The organism is Pseudomonas sp. CFBP13508, assembly GCF_005233515.1.
Classification (GTDB): Bacteria; Pseudomonadota; Gammaproteobacteria; order Pseudomonadales; family Pseudomonadaceae; genus Aquipseudomonas; species Aquipseudomonas mercuritolerans.
The window spans coordinates 190,470-208,299 of record NZ_QFZZ01000005.1; the positions used below are offsets into that span (position 1 = coordinate 190,470).

Here is a 17,830-nt window from a genome sequence, read left to right on the forward strand (position 1 = left end):
AACAATTCACAGAAAGTAGAGCAAAACGATCCCCGTTGCAGCAACTATGACGATGTTCAGCGCCACCAGACCGAAGGCGAAGCGGATCAGGCTGTTTTCTTCCTGGCGGTTGGCACCGGCAAGTCCGGTGATCAATGACAGGATCGACAGCGAGCCAAGTGCGCCATGGCCGGCGGCGCTGTTGACCATTGCCGCCAGCCACGCCCCGTGTTCGCTGCTCAGCGCGGCAATGGACGGCATCACCAGCGTGTTGCCGCCGACGTTGGAGCCGGTGACATAACCGGCAATCCCCGCCAGCAGGGCGATCGTCGGCGCCAGCGAAATACCCGACATGGATTGCAACGCGCTTTGCGCCTCGACGAGGAATCCGGCGTTGACCATCACCTGGGAGAGCAGCAGGAACAGGAAGATTGTCGTGACCGGAAACTTCGCCCGGTTGAACAGCGCTTGCCACGGGAAGCCGCCGCCCGCGGTTTGCCTGAACGCCATCAGCACGGTCACGATCAGCAGCGCCAGCCCTGGAGACGCCAGCGGCTTCCATGAAACGTGTTCGCCCCTGACGACCCACAGGCCATCCCAGCCCGACAGCACGAACAGTCCGCGCGACGCCACAATCACTCCCAGCAAGGCCAGATAAGGCCATGCCGCGCTCGGCCAGCGCACCAGTTTTTTCCGTTGCGCCCAGGAGATGCCCAGGCCAACGCAAGCCACGGCCAGCCCGGCCAGCACACCGGAGACTTCCGGGCCGAGCCACAGGTTGACGCCAAACAGCACGGCAACGAACAGGGCCGTCACGACAAGCAGCCCCAGCCACGCTGTGATCCTGCGGATGCCGGCCTGCCACAAGGCCAGCGACGCCAGGCAGAGGAACACCGGCGCGCTGATCAGCGCCGAATGGCTACCGAGGGTTTGCGCCGGCAAATGCGCCAGCAAGGCACCGATCACCGTTGCCAGACCCAGCGTGCCCCACGGCATGATCACCATGCCGGCGAGAGCGATTTTCATCCCCGACTGGCGAGTGAAAAGCCCCATCAGCAGCGGCACCGTGGCGATCAGCGAAACGCCGAAGCCGGTCATCGCTTCCAGCAGCGGTGCCAGGCCCAGCACGATGAAAATCACCTGCGCGGGGGGCGTCCAGCCGAGTTCCTTGACCCACGCGCCGATGGCCTGTGGTGCGCCGCCGCGCTCGACCAGAATGACGAAGGCCAGCCCCGGGACGATGACGCACGCGGTGCTGAGAAACAGGATCGTGGTGTCCTGAAATATCGCCGAGGAGATCGCCGCCGACACCGGCCCGGCGGCGCCCAGTGCCCACAGCACCAGCACCAGCACCACACCGGCCAGCGCCGCTTGTACCGGCGGACGGCGGAGGATCAGGATCAGCGCGATCACCAGCGCGATCGGTGACATTTGCAGCAATAGAGAGCTCATAGCGATTTCCTTGGCCTAGTCGTGCGTCTGTCCGCTGTACTCGGTCGCCCGCATGGACGCGCGCTGGCAGAACGTCTGATACCACTCGCTCAGGCGTGCCTGCGCCGAGAAGTCCGAGAGTTGACGAAAAGCGATCCAGTCAAGGGCAGTCGCCAGGGCGATGTGGCCCACGGTGATCGGGCCATTGAGGTCGACGTGCTCTTCGATGAAGCGATACGCCTCCTTGAGTTTGTACGCCTGACCCTCGGCGTACGCTGGATAGCGCAAAGCCTCGGGGCGCCGCTCGACTTCCCAGCGCAGCTTGATACCGACGTCGCACATACCCTGCGCCAACGCTTGCAGGCGCAGCGCCTGGTAGCGCTCGGGGCCGCTGGCCGGGATGAATTTGCGGCCACCGCTCAGGTCGTCGAGGTATTCGCAAATGACGATTGAATCAAACAGTGCGGTGTCGTCCGGCAGCATCAGCACCGGCACTTTGCCCAGCGGATTGGCCTGGTAGATGGTCGCGTTTGGCGAAGTCGGACTGGTTTCGTGATGAATCACCTCCAGGCTCGACGCGATGCCGAGTTCGTGAGCTAGCACCAACACCTTGCGGGCGTACGGCGAATGCGTCTGATAGTAGAGTTTCATGCGCGAGTTCCTGTCTCAAGGATGGCGGTGGCGACTCGATGGGCGTCCATGAACAGCCGCGAAGGTGCGCCCGCCGAGGTGACGTAGTGGTTGTAATAACAGGAGCCTTCGGCGAGCGGCCCCAGCACCCAGATGTCACGCACCGCTTCGCCGCCGTTCGATTTGGGGTGGCAGGCCGCGTCGACATCGATGCCGTCGATGCCCGGCACATCGGTGCGCGGACGCACAAGGCCCAGGCGCGCGAGGTCGCGCACCGGCGCGCAGTCGCTGTGGGCGACGCCGCTGCTCTGGACGTAACCGGCGATTCGCTTGAAGTGCTCGATCGCGGGGCGTGAGCCAGGCTTGAGAAAGGTCAGCAAACCGGCATCACACAGCGCGAGCAGATCGGCGTGGCGCTCCTTCTGCGGGCCGGCGACCAGACGATTGATCGCCTTGTGCCAGCGGCCATAGAACTGCCGATGCGAATCTTCGGTGAGCCCGTCGAAATCCACCGCCTCACGCAGCCGGTCACGCAAGTCTCGCCATACTTCGATGGCGGCTTTGATCGGCGACGCGCCGCGTCCCAGGCGTGCTTCATGCAAGTCGGCTTCGAGGGTGTCGTAAATCCATGCGTGATAGTTGTAAGGCGTGACGCTGTCGGGCAGTGCGTGGCAGATCAGCTCCAGCGGATTGATTGCCCCGGCAATCGCTTCGAACTCGCGCAGCAAAGCTTCGCAGGCGACAACACCTGCTGGGCCGGCAACGCTGACGGTTCTGAGCTGCGCAAGCAACTGTTGTGGCGCTGAGGGTTTATGCAGGACGGCGACCGCAGCGGCACGCATTTCCAGCAGCATCAGCGGCAGAATGTCCCGTTCGAAATCCAGTCGGCGGTTGTGCGCGTTGACCCGCAACGACTCGATGCGCTCGCTCGTGAGCAGCACGGCGCTATGGCGGGGGCAGCCGATCAAGCCATTGGGACGCGTGCGAAACGGCAGCCCGTCCCGCGACTGGATGAAAATCACCGGCTCCCGACCCGAAGGCTGGTAAGTGTGACTGCCATCGGCCATGGGTTTGTAGATCCCGCCTCTGCCAGCCGTCAGCGCCGCCAGGGTGTCCATGGCGCCCAGGCCCAACCCTTCGATCAACACCGTTTCGCCTGGCTCGACGGTGGTGAGGCTGCCCGGCAACGGGTAAACGTTGTCGACCCGGTTCTGCCCCGCCAGGCGCAAGCGTCCGGTGTGGCCGACGGTCAGCACCAGACGATCCACCGTCACCGCAGCGCCGTCGGCGGTTTGCAGAACGTATTGCTGATTCTCGTTGCGCTCGACCGCCGTGACCTGATGCCGATGCAGATTGACGGTGACCCAGGCGGGTGCGGTCGCGAGGATCTGCGTGAAGGCGTCAGCCAGATAGGCGCCGAGCAGGTGCCGTGGCAGAAAATCCTCCGCCTCGACGTCGCGACCGTCGGCGGCGAGCAGGCCACTGTCGGGGTCAACCTTGACGCGCCGGGCTCTGCACCACGCGAGAAAGTCCGGCCCTGGCCGTTCCCGGGCGTCGGTCAGATCACCGAACGCTGCTGCGTCGGGAAACACCCCGAGCTGACCGGCGACGGTGTTGAGCAACAGGTAGTCCGGTTGATCGGGCCAGTGCGCGCCGCTGCCGAGCACATTGGGCTCGAAGATGTCGATGAACACCGGTTGTTGCGGGCGTTCCTCGGCGCGGCTCAACAGGCGCTCGAATACCGACAATCCGCGCGAACCGCAGCCGATCAGGCCGATTTGCATAGGCGCCTTCACCATCTGCGCTCCTCGCCAAAAAAGGACGGTATGGCAATTGCCGTACCGGCCGCCACCGCAATGTCGTGGATCATCCGGCCAATCGCGAGATCGAGAATGCCCATGCCGAATGGCGAATAGATCAGCGGTTTGTCCTGGGCGACATGCAGGTCGCCGCGAATCAGCTGCGCCACTGTGCCGGTGACAAAGTCGCGATGGCCGTATTGCTGCTCGGCCAGATGCGGCGAAGTATTGGCTTTCAGGCAATGGGTGATGTCGTCGAAGTAGTTGTAACTTTCCTCGATGATTTCGGCGCCGATATCCCGCAGCGAGATGTTCAGAACAATCTGCCCCGGGCGGAACGTGCCCTGGCCTTTTACGTACGGCTCGCCCGCGCTGGTGGCGAACACCACGATGTCGGCAGTCAGCGCTTCTTCGAGCGACAGCAGGCGTACATCCGGCAGGCCCAGTTGTTCACCAAATTCCGCGAGGGCTTGCGCCGATTCCGCGTTGAGATCGTGAATGCCCACGCTGTCGAAGGACCAGTCGTCCGCGACGAAAGTCTCGAGGATATTTCTTGAGATTACCCCGCCACCAATGATCGAAAGTGTCGCCGCGTGGCGGTCCTGGCCATTCAGCCACCAGGCACCCAAGACTGTCGACGCTGCCGTGCGCACAGCACTGATCAGTGCACCTTCGAGCAGCGCGTAGGGGTAACCGGTCTCGGGATAGTTGAGAATCAGCACCGCAGATGCGCGCGGAATGCCCGACTTGATGTTGTCGGGATAACTGGCAATCCACTTGATTCCGGAGACGGATTGATCGCCCTCGCTGTCGACGATGGCCGCCGGCAGCGCAATGATCCGGTTCGCCGGTTGCGCAGGGAAACGCAGAAAATAGCTGTCGGGGTTAACGGTTTCGCCACGCTCGTGGGTCAGGTAGGTCTGCGCCACCATGTCGATGGTTGCATGCCGCAGCCCGTTGAGGATGTCTTTGACGACAGCGCCGGGGATGACGTGGAACGGTTGGATCGGATTCTGTGTGGTCATGAGGATTACGCCGAGAGTGCCAGAGCGATTTCAGGGAAAAGGGGCTGCAGTGCGGTTGCGCCGATCCGCTGGGTGACCCAGTCGTCGGAATAGATGGTTTCGAGGTAGCGCTCACCCATGTCGGGGGAGATCGCCACCACGACATCGTCGGGCCGGATATGCGGCGCCCACTGGCGGATGCCGGCGAGCACAGTGCCGGTGGAGCCGCCGAAGAGCAGGCCGTAGCGTTGCGCCAGCCAACGGCAGACCTTGATCGTCTGTTCCTCGGGAATCGACAGGAAGTCGTGAATGCCCGACGACTCGAATATCTCCGGCAGGCGGCTGGTGCCGAGCCCCGGAATATGGCGCGTGCCGCCCGGCAGTCCGAACGTCACCGAGCCGACGGTATCGACGGCAATGACTTTGGTGTGCGGATGATGTTCGGCAAAGTAGTTCTTGCAGCCCATCAGCGTGCCGGTGGTGCCAGCGCCGACGAACAGATAATCGACCTGGGGAAACCTGCGCGCGATGGACGTTGCAGTCGCTTGATAGTGAGCGAGGGGGTTGGTCGGGTTCTTGTACTGGTTGAGCCAGATGTAGTCGGCGTTATCAGCGACCAGTTGCTCGATCAGACGAATCCGCGAATTCAGATAACCGCCGTTCTCGTCGCGTTGATCGACCATGAGCATTTGCGCGCCCAGGGCGTGAATCAGCTTGCGGTTCGGCGCGGAAATATTCGGATCGATTACGCAAACGAACTGGTAACCCTTGGCGGCGCAAACCATGGCCAGCGCAACGCCCAGATTCCCCGACGAGGATTCGATAAGGCGGGTCTTGTGGTTGATCAGTCCGCGGACTTCAAGATCAGTGATCAGCGCGTGCGCGGTCTTCAGCTTGATGGAGCCGGCGGGATTCAGTCCTTCGATTTTGAGCTGGATCGTTGCGCTGCAAAGATCGCCGATCTGCACATAACTGTCTTCATTGATGAGTTGCTTGATCATACGTCGTCCGTTTCGCTGTTTTGCCGGGCGCACGGGGGCGCCAGCATTCATCCTGGAATGTTTGAAAAGCAGTAACTGCAGTTCGCCTGTGGGTTGGGTTCAGATTTTTTTGCTGGACAGGAAGTGACCTTGCGGGCGACGCCGATCGATTCAAAAAATCAGGTTTTGCGCTCTGAGGGCTACAGAAACCCAGAGTGTTGCGGGGCGCAAAGTGGAGCCAGTCATTGGCTCGCCAAGGCTTGCGCAAAGTATTGGCGAAACGCCATCTGCGCGCAGAGATACAGATTTCGGGTTTTTTCCAGTACAGCTGGAATTGGGTGTATCGAAGGGAGAAGTGAGGAGGGGGATCAAATCGCAGGCATAAAAAAACCCTGAATCTTGCGATTCAGGGTTTTCGGTATTTGGTGCCCAGAGACGGAATCGAACCGCCGACACGGGGATTTTCAATCCCCTGCTCTACCGACTGAGCTATCTGGGCAACGGGGCGCATTAAAAGGGTTTTTCGGATTTACGTCAACGACTTTTTGAAAATTTCTTAAATTAATTCCGTCGCTTACGAAATCTGCGGGTTATTCGGCTGGCGGCACGTAGCCTTCGGCCTTGGCGTATTCCTCGCCGGAGAAGTACTTGTCCATTTCGCCCTGCAGGTATTTGCGATCTTCTGCGTTCATCATGTTCAGGCGCTTTTCGTTGATCAGCAGGGTCTGGTGTTTCTGCCAGTCGGCCCAGGCCTTGGCCGAGACGTGGTCGAAAATGTCCTGGCCCTTGGCACCCGGGAAAGGGGCGCGCTCCAGCGCGGGCAGTTCTTCTTTGTACTTGCGGCACATTACGGTGCGGGTCATGGCGATTCTCCTGCATTCAATACGGCGGCCGCGCGTTCGAGCAAGGTCTTGACCGGGGCAGCAAGGCCCAGGCGCGGCGGGGTGGCGAGGTTATACCAGAGCCAGTCGGCCTCGGCCACGTGATGGCTGGCTTCCTGCACCTGAACCAGCCAGGGTTCGATGGACAACTGGAAATGGCTGAAGGTGTGAACCAGGCTCGGCAGCGCCTGCTGCTGGCCCATGGTCAGTGAGTGCTGATCGGCCAGATGTTGCAGATCCTCCAGGTCATCCAGTTCCGGCAGGCTCCACAAACCGCCCCACAGTCCCGTCGACGGGCGGCGGTAAAGCAGAATCGCGCCTTCACCGTTGGCGAGCATCGGCATCAGCGTGCGTTTCTGCGGGATGGCTTTGCGTGGCTTGGGAATCGGATAACGGGTTTCCAGGCCAAGCATGTGCGCTTCACAGCCACGCTTGAGCGGGCAAAGCAGACAGCTCGGCTTGCTGCGCGTGCAGAGTGTCGCGCCAAGATCCATCATCGCCTGGGTGTAGGCGTTGACCCGATCGTGCGGGGTGAAGCGCTCGGCGTTGGCCCAGAGTTGTTTGGCCACCTTCGGTTCGCCAGGGTAGCCCTCTTGCGCAGTGAAGCGCGCCAGCACGCGTTTGACGTTGCCGTCGAGGATCGGCGCGCGCAGGCCCATGCTGATGCTGGCGATCGCCCCGGCGGTGGACAGGCCGATGCCTGGCAGCTCGGTGAGTTTTTCCACGTCACGCGGGAATTCGCCAGCGTACTGGCTGACGACGATCTTCGCGGTCTTCTGCAGATTGCGTGCGCGAGTGTAGTAACCCAGCCCGGTCCACAGGTGCAGCACCTCGTCTTCCGGCGCCTCGGCCAACGCTTCGACCGTCGGCAGCGCCGCCATGAAACGCTCGAAGTAATTGAGCACCGTGCTGACCTGAGTCTGCTGCAACATGATCTCGGACACCCAGACCCGGTACGGGTTGATGTCCTGCTGCCACGGCAAATCGTGGCGGCCATGGCGGTCGAACCACTCCAGCACCGCCGTGGAAAATTGCTCCGCTGTCATCGCTTGAACAGCCCCTTCAACGCGTCTTTCAATTCCGGGCTGACTTTGTCGCCCAGTTTTTCGTCGATTTTCTCGCTGAGCTTGTTGCCAGCCATCTTGCTGGCGACTTGGCCGAGACGGTCATTGTCGACACGGCAGGCCTTGGCCCCCAGTTCCAGCGGGCCACGGCAGCGCAGCGGCCACTCGATGCCGACGAATTTGTCGCCTACCTGACAGGCCGGGTCAGGCATGGCGCTGGTATCGCCTTCGACGATGATGCCGACGCGGTAATCCATGCCGAGCACGCGCAGGTCGATGTCGCCGTCACCGTTGACGGTCATGCCGGGGATGCGCACTTTCAGGTCTGGGTTGCTGGCGACGCCGTTGCGCACGGTCAGGTTGCCCTTGAGCTCCTCGAACGGCGTGTCCTTGCCCCGTGGCTCGCCGCTCAGGGTTTTGCGGTTGAGCGTGGCGATGCCTTTGCACAATTGCTGTTCAAGGTTGGCGTTGAGCAGCACACCGTTGTTGATGACGAAACTGGCGTTGCCGTTCAGCGTATCGATCAGCGCCTGTTGGCTGTTGCCGCTGCCAGTGAAGCTGCTGGTCAGCGTCACCAGGCCTTTGACCGGCGGGTTCTTGCCCTGGCTTTCGATGATTTTTTCCACCGGGACGCGATTGAGGCGGGTCTGCAGGTTCAGCACCGGCGCGCTTGGGCGCACGTCGAGTGTGCCGTTGGCGACGAAGCCGCCGTTGTACAGATCGCCGCTCAGGTTAGTCAGCGTCAGCAGGCCGCCCTGGCCAGTGGCTTTGAGCGCGGCGTTCTGTATCGGCAGTTTGTCGAGGGTCAGTTGGCCGAAAGTCAGGTCGGCATCGACGTCGAGTTTGGCCAGGCGTTCGACCGGCAGCAGACGCTCGGTGCTCCAGGCGGTTTTGCTCGGTTTGTCCGGCAGCGGCGTGGTGCCGGCCACAGCCCCGGCCTCGGTGCTGGCGACTTCGGCCTGACGTGTTTGCGTGGCGCTGTTGGCTTGGGCAGATTTCGGTGGCAGGTAGCGATCGGCGTTGAAAGTGTCGGCCTTGAGAATTGCGCGCAGCGATTGTTTGGCGAAGTCCTCGATGGCGATGCGGCCGCTGAAGCTGCTGTCATCGAGTTTCAGGTTGATGTTGTCGAACGACAGGCTGGTCGGAGTGGCCGCAACGCGGCTGACCAGTTCGACCTTGCTCAGGCTGCCTTCGCCCATCGCCGGCAGTGTCTGGCCGATGCTGTCGACGAATTTCGCCAGATCGAACTGCGCAATGGAAATGCCGCCGCTGATCTGTGGCGTCTTGTCGAGGTCGTTGGCTTTCAGCTCGCCCAGGGCGCGCAACTGGTTGGCGGAAATCTTGATGCCGGTCCACTCGGCGACGTTCGCTGCCTTGTCCAGCAGCAACTGGCCCTGAGCAGAGAAGGTCATGGTCTTGCCTTGCAGCGGATCGCCAGCGAGCTCGCCGGTCAGCTTCAGGTCTTCGAACTTGTAGCGTTGCAGGGCGCGCTCGAAGCGCAGCTCACCGTTGAGCTCGGTGCGCACGCGCAGCACCGGTTGGTTGGTGCCAAGGAACGCGGTGGCTTTCACCGGGATATTGGTCGAGTCATGGACCGGGCCGGTGCTCAGCTGAATGCTTTCGGCGCTGAACTGCTTGCCGGTCAGCTCATCAGTGTATTCAACGCGGGCGTTGTTGACGGTCAGGCTGTCGATGTCGAGGCGGATCGGTTGCGCCGGTTTTTCCACGGCGACAGTCGGCTCGCTGGCGGTCGCGCCCGCTGTGGCCGGTGGAGTCGAGCCCGGCGCCACAGGCACCTTGCCGATGTCTTCCCAGTTGCCGTGGCCGTTCTTGTCACGGTTCAGGCGCAGGTTGAGGCCTTCGACGCGCACGTCGCTCATCTGCACTTCGCGGCGCAACAACGGCAGCACGCGCACGGACAGGCCGAGCATCTGCAAGTCGGCAAACGGTTCGGCAGGTTTGGCCAGGGTAGCGACGCTGGCTTCGTGCAATTCCAGGCCGAGCCACGGGAACAGGCTCCAGCCGATATCGCCATTGAGCGTCAGCTCGATGTGGGCCTTGTCGCGGGCAATCTGGCGGATCTCGTCTTTATAGTCGTTGGGATCGAAGAGGTGGGTCAGGGCAAAGCCTGCCGCCACAATGATCAGCAACAGCCCGAGAAGTACCAGACCCAGGATTTTGCCGAACGCTTTCATGGGCGAGTCCTTGTAGTTAGTCGAATTGGTCATATGGCCGGGGAGTATAGCGCTGCCGGCACCCGGTTCGGTGTGGCGTCATCTGCCGAGGGTCGGCGGTGGCACCTGCAACTTCGCCACCGGGCCTGCGCTTGAGGATGCCCGGCGGGCGTCAGAGGGTGCAATCCGGCCCCCGCTTGCGACGCCATTTTTTGCGCTTGGTTCACCAGTCGTTCAGTCACGCCCAGTCGACGGGTAACTTTTCACACGCATAAATGGGACAAGTAGAAAACGGCGTGGTGCCTTTGCAGACGCGGGGTTGGCAGCTTCCCGAGTCGTACGAGAACAGATGACTTGAAAAAAGGTGATATCAGTTTGGTTTTTCTGTCACCTGAGAATGGTAACCTTCGCCAGTTCGTCCGCCCGTCTGCGACTTAACGTCGCGCCTTCAAGGAGCTTCACCTGAAAAAACGGTCATGCCTGCGTGCATAAGGCCGAGGGTGAGCAGTGGCTGGCGAACCATACTAACAATTGGGGGATACACAATGAGCACGAGCATCACGGCGGACGGCCTCAAAGCCGACCAGCCTGCGTTCCTGTCCAAGGAACGCATCATCGCCAAGCCCGGTTTCAACCGCTGGCTGGTTCCACCGGCCGCTTTGGCCATTCACCTGTGCATCGGCATGGCCTACGGCTTCTCGGTGTTCTGGTTGCCGCTGTCCAAGGCACTCGGCGTTACCGCGCCGGTGGCTTGCGCGCCGGACATGAGCTTCATCGCACAGGTATTTTCGTCGAACTGCGACTGGCCGATCTCCATGCTCGGCTGGATCTACACGCTGTTCTTCATCTTCCTCGGCTGCTCGGCAGCGATCTGGGGTGGCTGGCTGGAACATGCCGGTCCACGCAAGGCTGGCGTTGTATCGGCCTTGTGCTGGTGTGGCGGTCTGCTGATTTCCGCGCTGGGTATCTATACCCACCAGATCTGGCTGATGTGGATCGGCTCCGGCGTGATCGGCGGTATCGGTCTGGGCCTGGGCTATATCTCGCCGGTGTCGACCCTGATCAAGTGGTTCCCGGACAAGCGCGGCATGGCGACCGGCATGGCGATCATGGGCTTCGGTGGCGGCGCGATGGTCGGCGCACCATTGGCGACTGCACTGATGAGCCACTTCGCATCGCCAGAAGGCGTGGGCGTATGGCAGAGCTTCGTGGCCATGGCGGCCATTTACTTCGTGTTCATGATCGGTGGCGCACTGTCCTACCGCGTGCCGCCAACCGGCTGGAAACCTGAAGGCTGGACCGCTCCGGCGAAGAAAGCGTCCAACGCCATGATCACCAACCGTCACGTTCACGTGAATGTAGCGTGGAAAACTCCGCAATTCCGTCTGGTCTGGCTGGTGCTGTGCCTGAACGTGTCGGCGGGTATCGGTATCCTCGGCATGGCTTCGCCACTGTTGCAGGAAGTGTTCGGCGGCAAACTGCTGGGCGTCGATGTGCCGTTCGGCCAACTCGACGCTGGGCAACTGGCCTCGATCGCGGCGATCGCAGCGGGCTTCACCGGTCTACTGAGCCTGTTCAATATCGGTGGCCGGTTCTTCTGGGCCTCGTTCTCGGATTACCTGGGCCGCAAGAACACCTACTTCGTGTTCTTCGCGCTGGGTTTTGCCTTGTACGCGCTGATTCCGAACATGGGTCATCTGGGCAACGTTGCGCTGTTCGTGGCGGCGTTCTGCATCATCCTGTCGATGTACGGCGGTGGTTTTGCCACCGTTCCGGCGTATCTGGCCGACCTGTTCGGTACGCAGATGGTCGGTGCGATCCACGGTCGTCTGCTGACTGCCTGGGCCGCTGCCGGTGTGCTCGGTCCGGTGCTGGTCAACTACCTGCGTGAATATCAGCTGAGCATCGGCGTGGAACGCGCTGCCGCTTACGACATCACCCTGTACATCCTCGCCGGCCTGCTGGTGCTGGGCTTCCTGTGCAACCTGATGGTGCGCCCGGTGGCCGACAAGTACTTCATGACCGACGCAGAACTGGCCGCCGAACAGGCGCTGGGCCACGACAAGGGTGCCGATGCCAGCACCGTTCTGGAGTGGAAAGCGGCGCCGGGCACCAAGCCTCTGGCGATCGCGGCATGGCTGGTGGTGGGTATTCCGTTGGCGTGGGGTGTGTGGGTGACCCTGCAGAAGACGGCGGTACTGTTTCACTAAGGTGTTAGCTAAATAAACACCGAACCTGTGGGAGCGAGCCTGCTCGCGAAGACGGAGCACCAGTTGACATCAATGTTGGCTGGCGTACCGCATTCGCGAGCAGGCTCGCTCCCACATTTGTTTATGGCATGCCTGTACTGGCTTGTATGGACATGTCTACCCGCGACAGCCGGGCGTTCTATCCGTCAGGCATCTCACCTCGCGTGTTTCTGTTTGCTTGCTGCGTGCCTATAATGGCTGCCTTTTTCGCCCAATGATTTTGCGGAGCTGGTGATGGCCGAACGTAAGGCGTCTGTCGAGCGCGACACTCTGGAAACCCAGATCAAAGCCTCGATCAACCTTGATGGCACCGGAAAGGCCCGATTCGATATCGGTGTACCTTTTCTTGAGCACATGCTGGACCAGATCGCCCGTCACGGGTTGATCGACCTGGATATCGAATGCAAGGGCGACCTGCATATCGACGACCACCATACGGTGGAAGACGTCGGTATCACCCTCGGCCAGGCCTTCGCCAAAGCAATCGGCGACAAGAAAGGCATCCGTCGCTACGGCCATGCCTACGTGCCGCTCGATGAAGCGCTGTCGCGCGTGGTGATCGATTTCTCCGGTCGCCCGGGCCTGCAGATGCACGTGCCGTACACCCGCGCCACCGTCGGCGGTTTCGACGTTGACCTGTTCCAGGAATTCTTCCAGGGCTTCGTCAACCACGCGCTGGTCAGCGTGCACATCGACAACCTGCGCGGCACCAACACTCACCACCAGATCGAAACCGTGTTCAAGGCTTTCGGCCGCGCGCTGCGCATGGCCGTCGAGCTGGACGAGCGCATGGCCGGGCAAATGCCGTCGACCAAAGGCGTTCTGTAATGCAGACGGTTGCAGTTATCGACTACGGCATGGGCAATCTGCACTCGGTGGCCAAGGCGCTTGAGCACGTCGGCGCCGGCAAGGTGCTGATTACCAGCGATGCGAAGGTGATTCGCGAAGCTGACCGCGTGGTATTCCCGGGCGTTGGCGCTATTCGCGATTGCATGGCGGAAATCCGTCGCCTCGGCTTCGATTCGCTGGTGCGTGAAGTCAGCCAGGATCGGCCGTTCCTCGGCATCTGTGTCGGCATGCAAGCCCTGCTCGATACCAGCGAAGAGAACGACGGCGTCGACTGCATCGGCCTGTTCCCCGGCGCGGTGAAATTCTTCGGCAAGGATCTGCACGAAGACGGCGAGCACCTCAAAGTCCCGCACATGGGCTGGAACGAGGTGAAGCAGAAGATCAGTCACCCGCTCTGGCATGACATCCCGGATCTGGCGCGTTTCTACTTCGTGCACAGCTACTACATCGCCGCCGCCAATGCGCGTCAGGTGGTAGGCAGCGGTCATTACGGTGTCGATTTCGCCGCAGCGCTGGCCGACGGTTCGCGTTTCGCCGTGCAGTTCCACCCGGAGAAAAGCCATACCCATGGCCTGCAACTTCTGCAGAACTTCGCTGCGTGGGACGGTCGCTGGTAAATGGCTGCCAAGAAATCCAAGCCGCCGATCCTGACCCTCACTCCCGAACAGGAGAACGAGGCCAATCGCAAGATCCAGCGGTTCATGGAAGACCGTTTCGAGCTGGATCTGGGTTCGTTCGAGGCGGCGGAAATTCTTGAGCTGTTTACCCGCGAGATTGCTCCGCACTATTACAACAGGGCGATTTTCGATGTGCAGACCCACCTCAAGGAACGGTTTGAAAGCATCGAAAGTGACCTGTGGGCGCTCGAAAAAAGCAGCTGAAAGCTACGAGCTTCAAGCTGCAAGAGTGAAACGAACACACGCATGCTTGCAGCTTGTGGCTTGCAGCTTGCAGCTCTTTTGACGAAGGAAAAAGCATGCTGATTATTCCCGCTATCGATCTCAAGGACGGTGCCTGCGTACGTCTGCGCCAAGGCCGCATGGAAGATTCCACGGTGTTCTCCGATGACCCGGTGAGCATGGCTGCCAAGTGGGTGGAGGGCGGTTGCCGTCGTCTGCATCTGGTCGACCTCAACGGCGCGTTCGAAGGCCAGCCGGTCAACGGCGAAGTGGTGACCGCGATCGCCAAGCGCTACCCGACCCTGCCGATCCAGATCGGTGGCGGCATCCGTTCGCTGGAAACCATTGAGCATTACGTCAAGGCCGGCGTCAGCTACGTGATCATCGGCACCAAAGCCGTAAAAGATCCGGCGTTCGTTGCTGAAGCCTGCCGTGCGTTTCCGGGCAAGATCATTGTCGGTCTGGATGCGAAAGACGGTTTCGTCGCCACCGACGGCTGGGCTGAGATCAGCACCGTGCAGGTCATTGACCTGGCCAAGCAGTTCGAAGCCGACGGCGTGTCCTCGATCGTTTATACCGACATCGCCAAAGACGGCATGATGCAGGGCTGCAACGTACCGTTCACCGCTGCGCTGGCCGCTGCCACCAGGATTCCAGTGATCGCTTCCGGCGGCATCCATAACCTGGGTGACATCAAGTCGCTGCTCGACGCCAAGGCACCGGGCATCATCGGCGCGATCACGGGCCGCGCGATCTATGAGGGCACTTTGGATGTTGCAGAGGCTCAAGCTTTTTGTGATGGCTACGCGGCCAGATAAAAGCAGCTTCAAGTTGCAAGCTGCGAGCTGCAAGTTAGAAGCGCGACCGCAATCCGCCCTTTCTTGCAGCTTGAAGCTTGAAGCTTCTTAATCGGAGATTAAGTCTTATGGCGTTAGCCAAGCGCATCATCCCTTGCCTGGACGTGGACAACGGCCGGGTCGTCAAAGGTGTGAAGTTCGAGAACATCCGCGACGCCGGTGACCCGGTGGAAATCGCCCGTCGCTACGACGAGCAGGGCGCCGACGAGATTACCTTTCTCGACATCACCGCCAGCGTCGATGGCCGTGACACCACGCTGCATACCGTCGAGCGCATGGCCAGCCAGGTGTTCATTCCGCTGACCGTCGGCGGTGGCGTGCGTACCGTGCAGGACATCCGCAACCTGCTCAATGCCGGCGCGGACAAGGTGTCGATCAACACCGCTGCCGTGTTCAACCCGGAATTCGTTGGCGAAGCCGCGCAGCATTTCGGCTCGCAGTGCATCGTCGTTGCCATCGACGCCAAGAAAGTCTCCGGCCCCGGCGAAACCCCGCGCTGGGAAATCTTCACCCACGGCGGGCGCAAGCCGACCGGTCTCGACGCAGTCGAGTGGGCGAAGAAAATGGAAGGCCTCGGTGCCGGCGAGATCCTGCTGACCAGTATGGATCAGGACGGCATGAAAAACGGCTTCGACCTCGGCGTGACCCGCGCCATCAGCGACGCGCTGGGCATTCCGGTGATCGCTTCCGGTGGCGTCGGCAATTTGCAGCATCTGGCCGACGGCATTCTCGAAGGCCATGCCAGTGCGGTGCTGGCGGCAAGTATTTTCCACTTCGGCGAATACACCGTGCAGGAAGCCAAGGCCTACATGTCGCATCGCGGCATCGTCATGCGCTAAAGCGTACAGGCCAGTGGACAGCATGGCGCGCCCAAGGCACTCTTGGGCACGCCATGGATTCCGGTAGCCCGACATGATCAAACGCCTGCTTGTTGTTCTCGCCAGCGCCTCGTTGTTGTTCATCAGCAATGCCCGGGCCGAAACCAGTCCCGACACCGATCTGGTGCTGCTCACCGAGAACTTCCCGCCTTACAACATGGCGAAGAACGGCAAGAATTTCGCCCAGGGCGACAACATCAACGGTATTGCCACGGACATCGTTCGCGAGATGTTCCAGCGCGCCGGCCTCACTTACAGCCTGACCCTGCGTTTCCCCTGGGAGCGTGTCTACAAGCTCGCCCTGGAAAATCCCGGTTATGGGGCCTTCGTCATGGCGCGCCTGCCCGATCGCGAAAAACTCTTCAAATGGGTCGGCCCGATCGGACCCGACGACTGGATCCTGCTGGCCAAGGCTGACAGCAAGATCACCCTGGAAACCCTCAATGATGCACGCAAATACAGGATCGGCGCCTACAAGGGCGATGCGATTGCCGAGACCCTGACCAAACAGGGCCTCAAACCGCTGGTGGTGCTGCGCGATCAGGACAATGCGAAGAAACTCGTCAACGGCCAGATCGATCTCTGGGCTACCGGGGATCCTGCCGGCCGTTATCTGGCGCGGCAGGATGGCGTGACCGGTCTGAAGACCGTGCTGCGCTTCAACAGCGCCGAACTGTATCTGGCACTGAACAAGGATGTGTCAGATACAGTCGTTGCCAGGTTGCAGGCTGCGCTTGATCAGATGCGCAAGGACGGAGTTGTCGACGAGATCATGGGACGCTATCTGTAGTCACTGGCAACTCTGTGCTTGTTGGCAACGCTGCGGCTTCGTTATCCGTTTCGTCCTCGACTGTTGCGCTTTGCATGTGCGCGGCCTCGGCAGGCAGGACTGTCGCGTTTGGTTGCGGTGGTGTGTACACGCTGAAGTGCAGGTTCTTGCCATCGGTGTAGCTGACGACGCTGCCGATCTGTGTGCCGTCCGCGCGCAGCAGCTTATAGTCACTCTGAGTCAGATACACCGCCATCGAGCTGTTGCCGGCCACGATAGCCGCGACCTCGATAGGTGCCGGGTTGAGCCATTCGTTCGAGTGCATTTCACACTGGGTGAAATCATTGTTCAACCGCGCCGAAAACAGAAAGGGTTGGGACAGATTGCTCTGCCACTGTGCGCCGAACTCGATCAAAGTGGCGCTGGTAAACAGGCGCAGTCTATCGTTTTGTTGCAGGCGGGGGGCGACCCAGCGGACGGTCTTGTTGCTGTCTTCCGTGTTGTGGCAATGGCCAACGAGCTGATAATGATCCGTGCGCTGTAGCAGATACTCAGGTGACTGACTGAGCTGTTGGCGTCGGGTGAGCTGTGGGTCTTTTACGATGAACCAAGGCAGTCGCGCGCTGTAGGCAGGTTGCTCGGGCACCCGCAGGTCGGGTGGCGTGACATCCGCAAGGACTGGCACGGCGGGGCGTGCATTGACGTCAATCTCAATCGGGATACGCAGGGAATAAATGGTGAAATTGGCGGGTTTGGAATAACTCTTCAAGCCGACGAAGGTGCCGGGCGCCAGATGGATTTCATCCGCAGGCGCCGAAGGCGGAACGGCGCTCCACGTGCTGATGCTTTGTCGGGCTCCACTGCCCTTGTCTGTCCACACCGATTCAGCCAGGCCGGAAGCAATCAAGAGGTCGGCACGGACGCAACGGACAGCGTTCAAAGAAGGCTTTGCGTGACCGTCGGAGCAGACCGAACCGAGCGCTACATACCCTTGCGGAGGAATGGGTCGCCAGATCGCCCCGTCCTTTTTCGAGCCTGAGCCTGTGTCTTGCCAGATCAGTTCATAGTCGTCAGGACGGCGCAACGCGCTGCCTTTTGCGGGATCCGCACTGGGTGTCGCCGCTTCGCAAACCACAGCCACCGCATGTCTGTCAGTAATGTTGTCATGGTCATCAATCGCCACGTCGCCCAACGGAAAGTAACCCGGCAGCACATCGGCAGGTGGCGTGGGCCGCCAGAAGGCAGCCGGTTTTGCCCGGGATCCAGCGGTATCCCAGATGCGCAGAAACTCCGTCGTAAAGCTGATCAGCAAATTGTCGTTTCGGATGGGTTGCATTTGCCTGGCTGGCAAAGCGGTAGTCTCATGAGTAGTCATTGCGATTCCTGA

The 17,830-nt window shown here is 61.0% G+C and carries 16 protein-coding genes, 1 tRNA gene and 1 pseudogene; 7 read left to right on the top strand and 11 right to left on the bottom strand.

Annotated features, from left to right (window positions below; all coding sequences use genetic code 11):
- Positions 1 to 6 precede the first annotated feature (6 nt).
- From PspCFBP13508_RS16090 to PspCFBP13508_RS27680, 10 genes and pseudogenes are all read right to left on the bottom strand, one after another.
- On the bottom strand, positions 7 to 1,431 hold the full coding sequence (locus tag PspCFBP13508_RS16090) for an L-lactate permease (protein ID WP_130910409.1): 1,425 nt from the start codon (positions 1,429 to 1,431) through the stop codon (positions 7 to 9).
- Between the two features lie 15 nt (positions 1,432 to 1,446).
- Positions 1,447 to 2,061 (bottom strand): glutathione S-transferase, encoded by a 615-nt coding sequence (locus PspCFBP13508_RS16095; RefSeq protein ID WP_137215094.1) that lies wholly within the window; start codon positions 2,059 to 2,061, stop codon positions 1,447 to 1,449.
- Positions 2,058 to 3,839, bottom strand: coding sequence for an FAD/NAD(P)-binding domain-containing protein (locus PspCFBP13508_RS16100; RefSeq protein ID WP_137215095.1), 1,782 nt, complete (start codon positions 3,837 to 3,839; stop codon positions 2,058 to 2,060). Before PspCFBP13508_RS16100 ends, PspCFBP13508_RS16095 begins: the two co-directional genes overlap by 4 nt.
- Positions 3,833 to 4,864: a 2,3-diaminopropionate biosynthesis protein SbnB gene (gene sbnB, locus PspCFBP13508_RS27670; RefSeq protein WP_137215096.1), complete on the bottom strand. Its 1,032-nt coding sequence runs from the start codon at positions 4,862 to 4,864 to the stop codon at positions 3,833 to 3,835. Before sbnB ends, PspCFBP13508_RS16100 begins: the two co-directional genes overlap by 7 nt.
- Positions 4,865 to 4,869: 5 nt before the next feature.
- A complete protein-coding gene (sbnA, locus tag PspCFBP13508_RS27675; protein WP_137215097.1) occupies positions 4,870 to 5,844 on the bottom strand; it encodes a 2,3-diaminopropionate biosynthesis protein SbnA in 975 nt (324 codons plus the stop codon).
- Positions 5,845 to 6,246: 402 nt separating this feature from the next.
- Positions 6,247 to 6,322, bottom strand: a tRNA-Phe gene (locus PspCFBP13508_RS16115).
- A gap of 91 nt (positions 6,323 to 6,413) precedes the next feature.
- Positions 6,414 to 6,686 (bottom strand): oxidative damage protection protein, encoded by a 273-nt coding sequence (locus PspCFBP13508_RS16120; RefSeq protein ID WP_016772129.1) that lies wholly within the window; start codon positions 6,684 to 6,686, stop codon positions 6,414 to 6,416.
- Complete coding sequence (gene mutY / locus PspCFBP13508_RS16125) at positions 6,683 to 7,750, bottom strand: A/G-specific adenine glycosylase (protein ID WP_137215098.1); 1,068 nt, start codon at positions 7,748 to 7,750, stop codon at positions 6,683 to 6,685. The genes PspCFBP13508_RS16120 and mutY overlap by 4 nt, the downstream gene beginning before the upstream one ends.
- Positions 7,747 to 9,963 carry an AsmA family protein gene (locus tag PspCFBP13508_RS16130; RefSeq protein WP_137215099.1) on the bottom strand — a complete coding sequence of 739 codons (2,217 nt, stop codon included), beginning with the start codon at positions 9,961 to 9,963 and terminating at the stop codon, positions 7,747 to 7,749. Before PspCFBP13508_RS16130 ends, mutY begins: the two co-directional genes overlap by 4 nt.
- Positions 9,964 to 10,041: 78 nt before the next feature.
- Positions 10,042 to 10,256 (bottom strand): annotated as a pseudogene (locus PspCFBP13508_RS27680) (acetyl-CoA sensor PanZ family protein); the annotation flags it as partial.
- Positions 10,257 to 10,487: 231 nt separating this feature from the next.
- Here PspCFBP13508_RS27680 and PspCFBP13508_RS16140 point away from each other — a divergent pair.
- The 7 genes from PspCFBP13508_RS16140 to PspCFBP13508_RS16175 all read left to right on the top strand — a co-directional run bounded on the left by PspCFBP13508_RS16140 (position 10,488) and on the right by PspCFBP13508_RS16175 (position 16,464).
- Entirely contained in the window at positions 10,488 to 12,152 is a 1,665-nt protein-coding gene (locus PspCFBP13508_RS16140) for an OFA family MFS transporter (RefSeq protein WP_016772126.1), read from the top strand.
- A gap of 273 nt (positions 12,153 to 12,425) precedes the next feature.
- A complete protein-coding gene (gene hisB, locus PspCFBP13508_RS16150) occupies positions 12,426 to 13,019 on the top strand; it encodes an imidazoleglycerol-phosphate dehydratase HisB (protein ID WP_016772125.1) in 594 nt (197 codons plus the stop codon).
- A complete protein-coding gene (gene hisH / locus PspCFBP13508_RS16155) occupies positions 13,019 to 13,657 on the top strand; it encodes an imidazole glycerol phosphate synthase subunit HisH (protein ID WP_137215101.1) in 639 nt (212 codons plus the stop codon). The genes hisB and hisH overlap by 1 nt, the downstream gene beginning before the upstream one ends.
- The gene (locus PspCFBP13508_RS16160) at positions 13,658 to 13,921 is read left to right on the top strand and encodes a DUF2164 domain-containing protein (protein WP_137215102.1); all 264 of its coding nucleotides are present in this window, start codon (positions 13,658 to 13,660) and stop codon (positions 13,919 to 13,921) included.
- Positions 13,922 to 14,016: 95 nt separating this feature from the next.
- Entirely contained in the window at positions 14,017 to 14,757 is a 741-nt protein-coding gene (hisA, locus tag PspCFBP13508_RS16165) for a 1-(5-phosphoribosyl)-5-[(5-phosphoribosylamino)methylideneamino]imidazole-4-carboxamide isomerase (RefSeq protein WP_039756586.1), read from the top strand.
- A 107-nt stretch (positions 14,758 to 14,864) separates the two neighbouring features.
- Positions 14,865 to 15,635 (top strand): imidazole glycerol phosphate synthase subunit HisF, encoded by a 771-nt coding sequence (gene hisF, locus PspCFBP13508_RS16170; RefSeq protein WP_016772122.1) that lies wholly within the window; start codon positions 14,865 to 14,867, stop codon positions 15,633 to 15,635.
- Positions 15,636 to 15,708: 73 nt separating this feature from the next.
- Entirely contained in the window at positions 15,709 to 16,464 is a 756-nt protein-coding gene (locus PspCFBP13508_RS16175) for an ABC transporter substrate-binding protein (RefSeq protein ID WP_137215103.1), read from the top strand.
- On the opposite strand, the gene PspCFBP13508_RS16180 is transcribed toward PspCFBP13508_RS16175, so the two are convergent.
- Positions 16,445 to 17,818, bottom strand: a complete 1,374-nt coding sequence (locus PspCFBP13508_RS16180; RefSeq protein ID WP_137215104.1) for a Vps62-related protein — start codon at positions 17,816 to 17,818, stop codon at positions 16,445 to 16,447. The genes PspCFBP13508_RS16175 and PspCFBP13508_RS16180 overlap by 20 nt on opposite strands.
- Between the last annotated feature and the right edge of the window lie 12 nt (positions 17,819 to 17,830).

What these genes read in the sequence shown, in the direction of transcription:
- PspCFBP13508_RS16090 (WP_130910409.1), bottom strand. Translation starts at nt 1,431, where the DNA reads ATGAGCTCTCTATTGCTGCAAATGTCACCGATCGCGCTGGTGATCGCG.
- PspCFBP13508_RS16095 (WP_137215094.1), bottom strand. Translation starts at nt 2,061, where the DNA reads ATGAAACTCTACTATCAGACGCATTCGCCGTACGCCCGCAAGGTGTTG.
- PspCFBP13508_RS16100 (WP_137215095.1), bottom strand. Translation starts at nt 3,839, where the DNA reads ATGGTGAAGGCGCCTATGCAAATCGGCCTGATCGGCTGCGGTTCGCGC.
- sbnB (WP_137215096.1), bottom strand. Translation starts at nt 4,864, where the DNA reads ATGACCACACAGAATCCGATCCAACCGTTCCACGTCATCCCCGGCGCT.
- sbnA (WP_137215097.1), bottom strand. Translation starts at nt 5,844, where the DNA reads ATGATCAAGCAACTCATCAATGAAGACAGTTATGTGCAGATCGGCGAT.
- PspCFBP13508_RS16120 (WP_016772129.1), bottom strand. Translation starts at nt 6,686, where the DNA reads ATGACCCGCACCGTAATGTGCCGCAAGTACAAAGAAGAACTGCCCGCG.
- mutY (WP_137215098.1), bottom strand. Translation starts at nt 7,750, where the DNA reads ATGACAGCGGAGCAATTTTCCACGGCGGTGCTGGAGTGGTTCGACCGC.
- PspCFBP13508_RS16130 (WP_137215099.1), bottom strand. Translation starts at nt 9,963, where the DNA reads ATGAAAGCGTTCGGCAAAATCCTGGGTCTGGTACTTCTCGGGCTGTTG.
- PspCFBP13508_RS16140 (WP_016772126.1), top strand. Translation starts at nt 10,488, where the DNA reads ATGAGCACGAGCATCACGGCGGACGGCCTCAAAGCCGACCAGCCTGCG.
- hisB (WP_016772125.1), top strand. Translation starts at nt 12,426, where the DNA reads ATGGCCGAACGTAAGGCGTCTGTCGAGCGCGACACTCTGGAAACCCAG.
- hisH (WP_137215101.1), top strand. Translation starts at nt 13,019, where the DNA reads ATGCAGACGGTTGCAGTTATCGACTACGGCATGGGCAATCTGCACTCG.
- PspCFBP13508_RS16160 (WP_137215102.1), top strand. Translation starts at nt 13,658, where the DNA reads ATGGCTGCCAAGAAATCCAAGCCGCCGATCCTGACCCTCACTCCCGAA.
- hisA (WP_039756586.1), top strand. Translation starts at nt 14,017, where the DNA reads ATGCTGATTATTCCCGCTATCGATCTCAAGGACGGTGCCTGCGTACGT.
- hisF (WP_016772122.1), top strand. Translation starts at nt 14,865, where the DNA reads ATGGCGTTAGCCAAGCGCATCATCCCTTGCCTGGACGTGGACAACGGC.
- PspCFBP13508_RS16175 (WP_137215103.1), top strand. Translation starts at nt 15,709, where the DNA reads ATGATCAAACGCCTGCTTGTTGTTCTCGCCAGCGCCTCGTTGTTGTTC.
- PspCFBP13508_RS16180 (WP_137215104.1), bottom strand. Translation starts at nt 17,818, where the DNA reads ATGACTACTCATGAGACTACCGCTTTGCCAGCCAGGCAAATGCAACCC.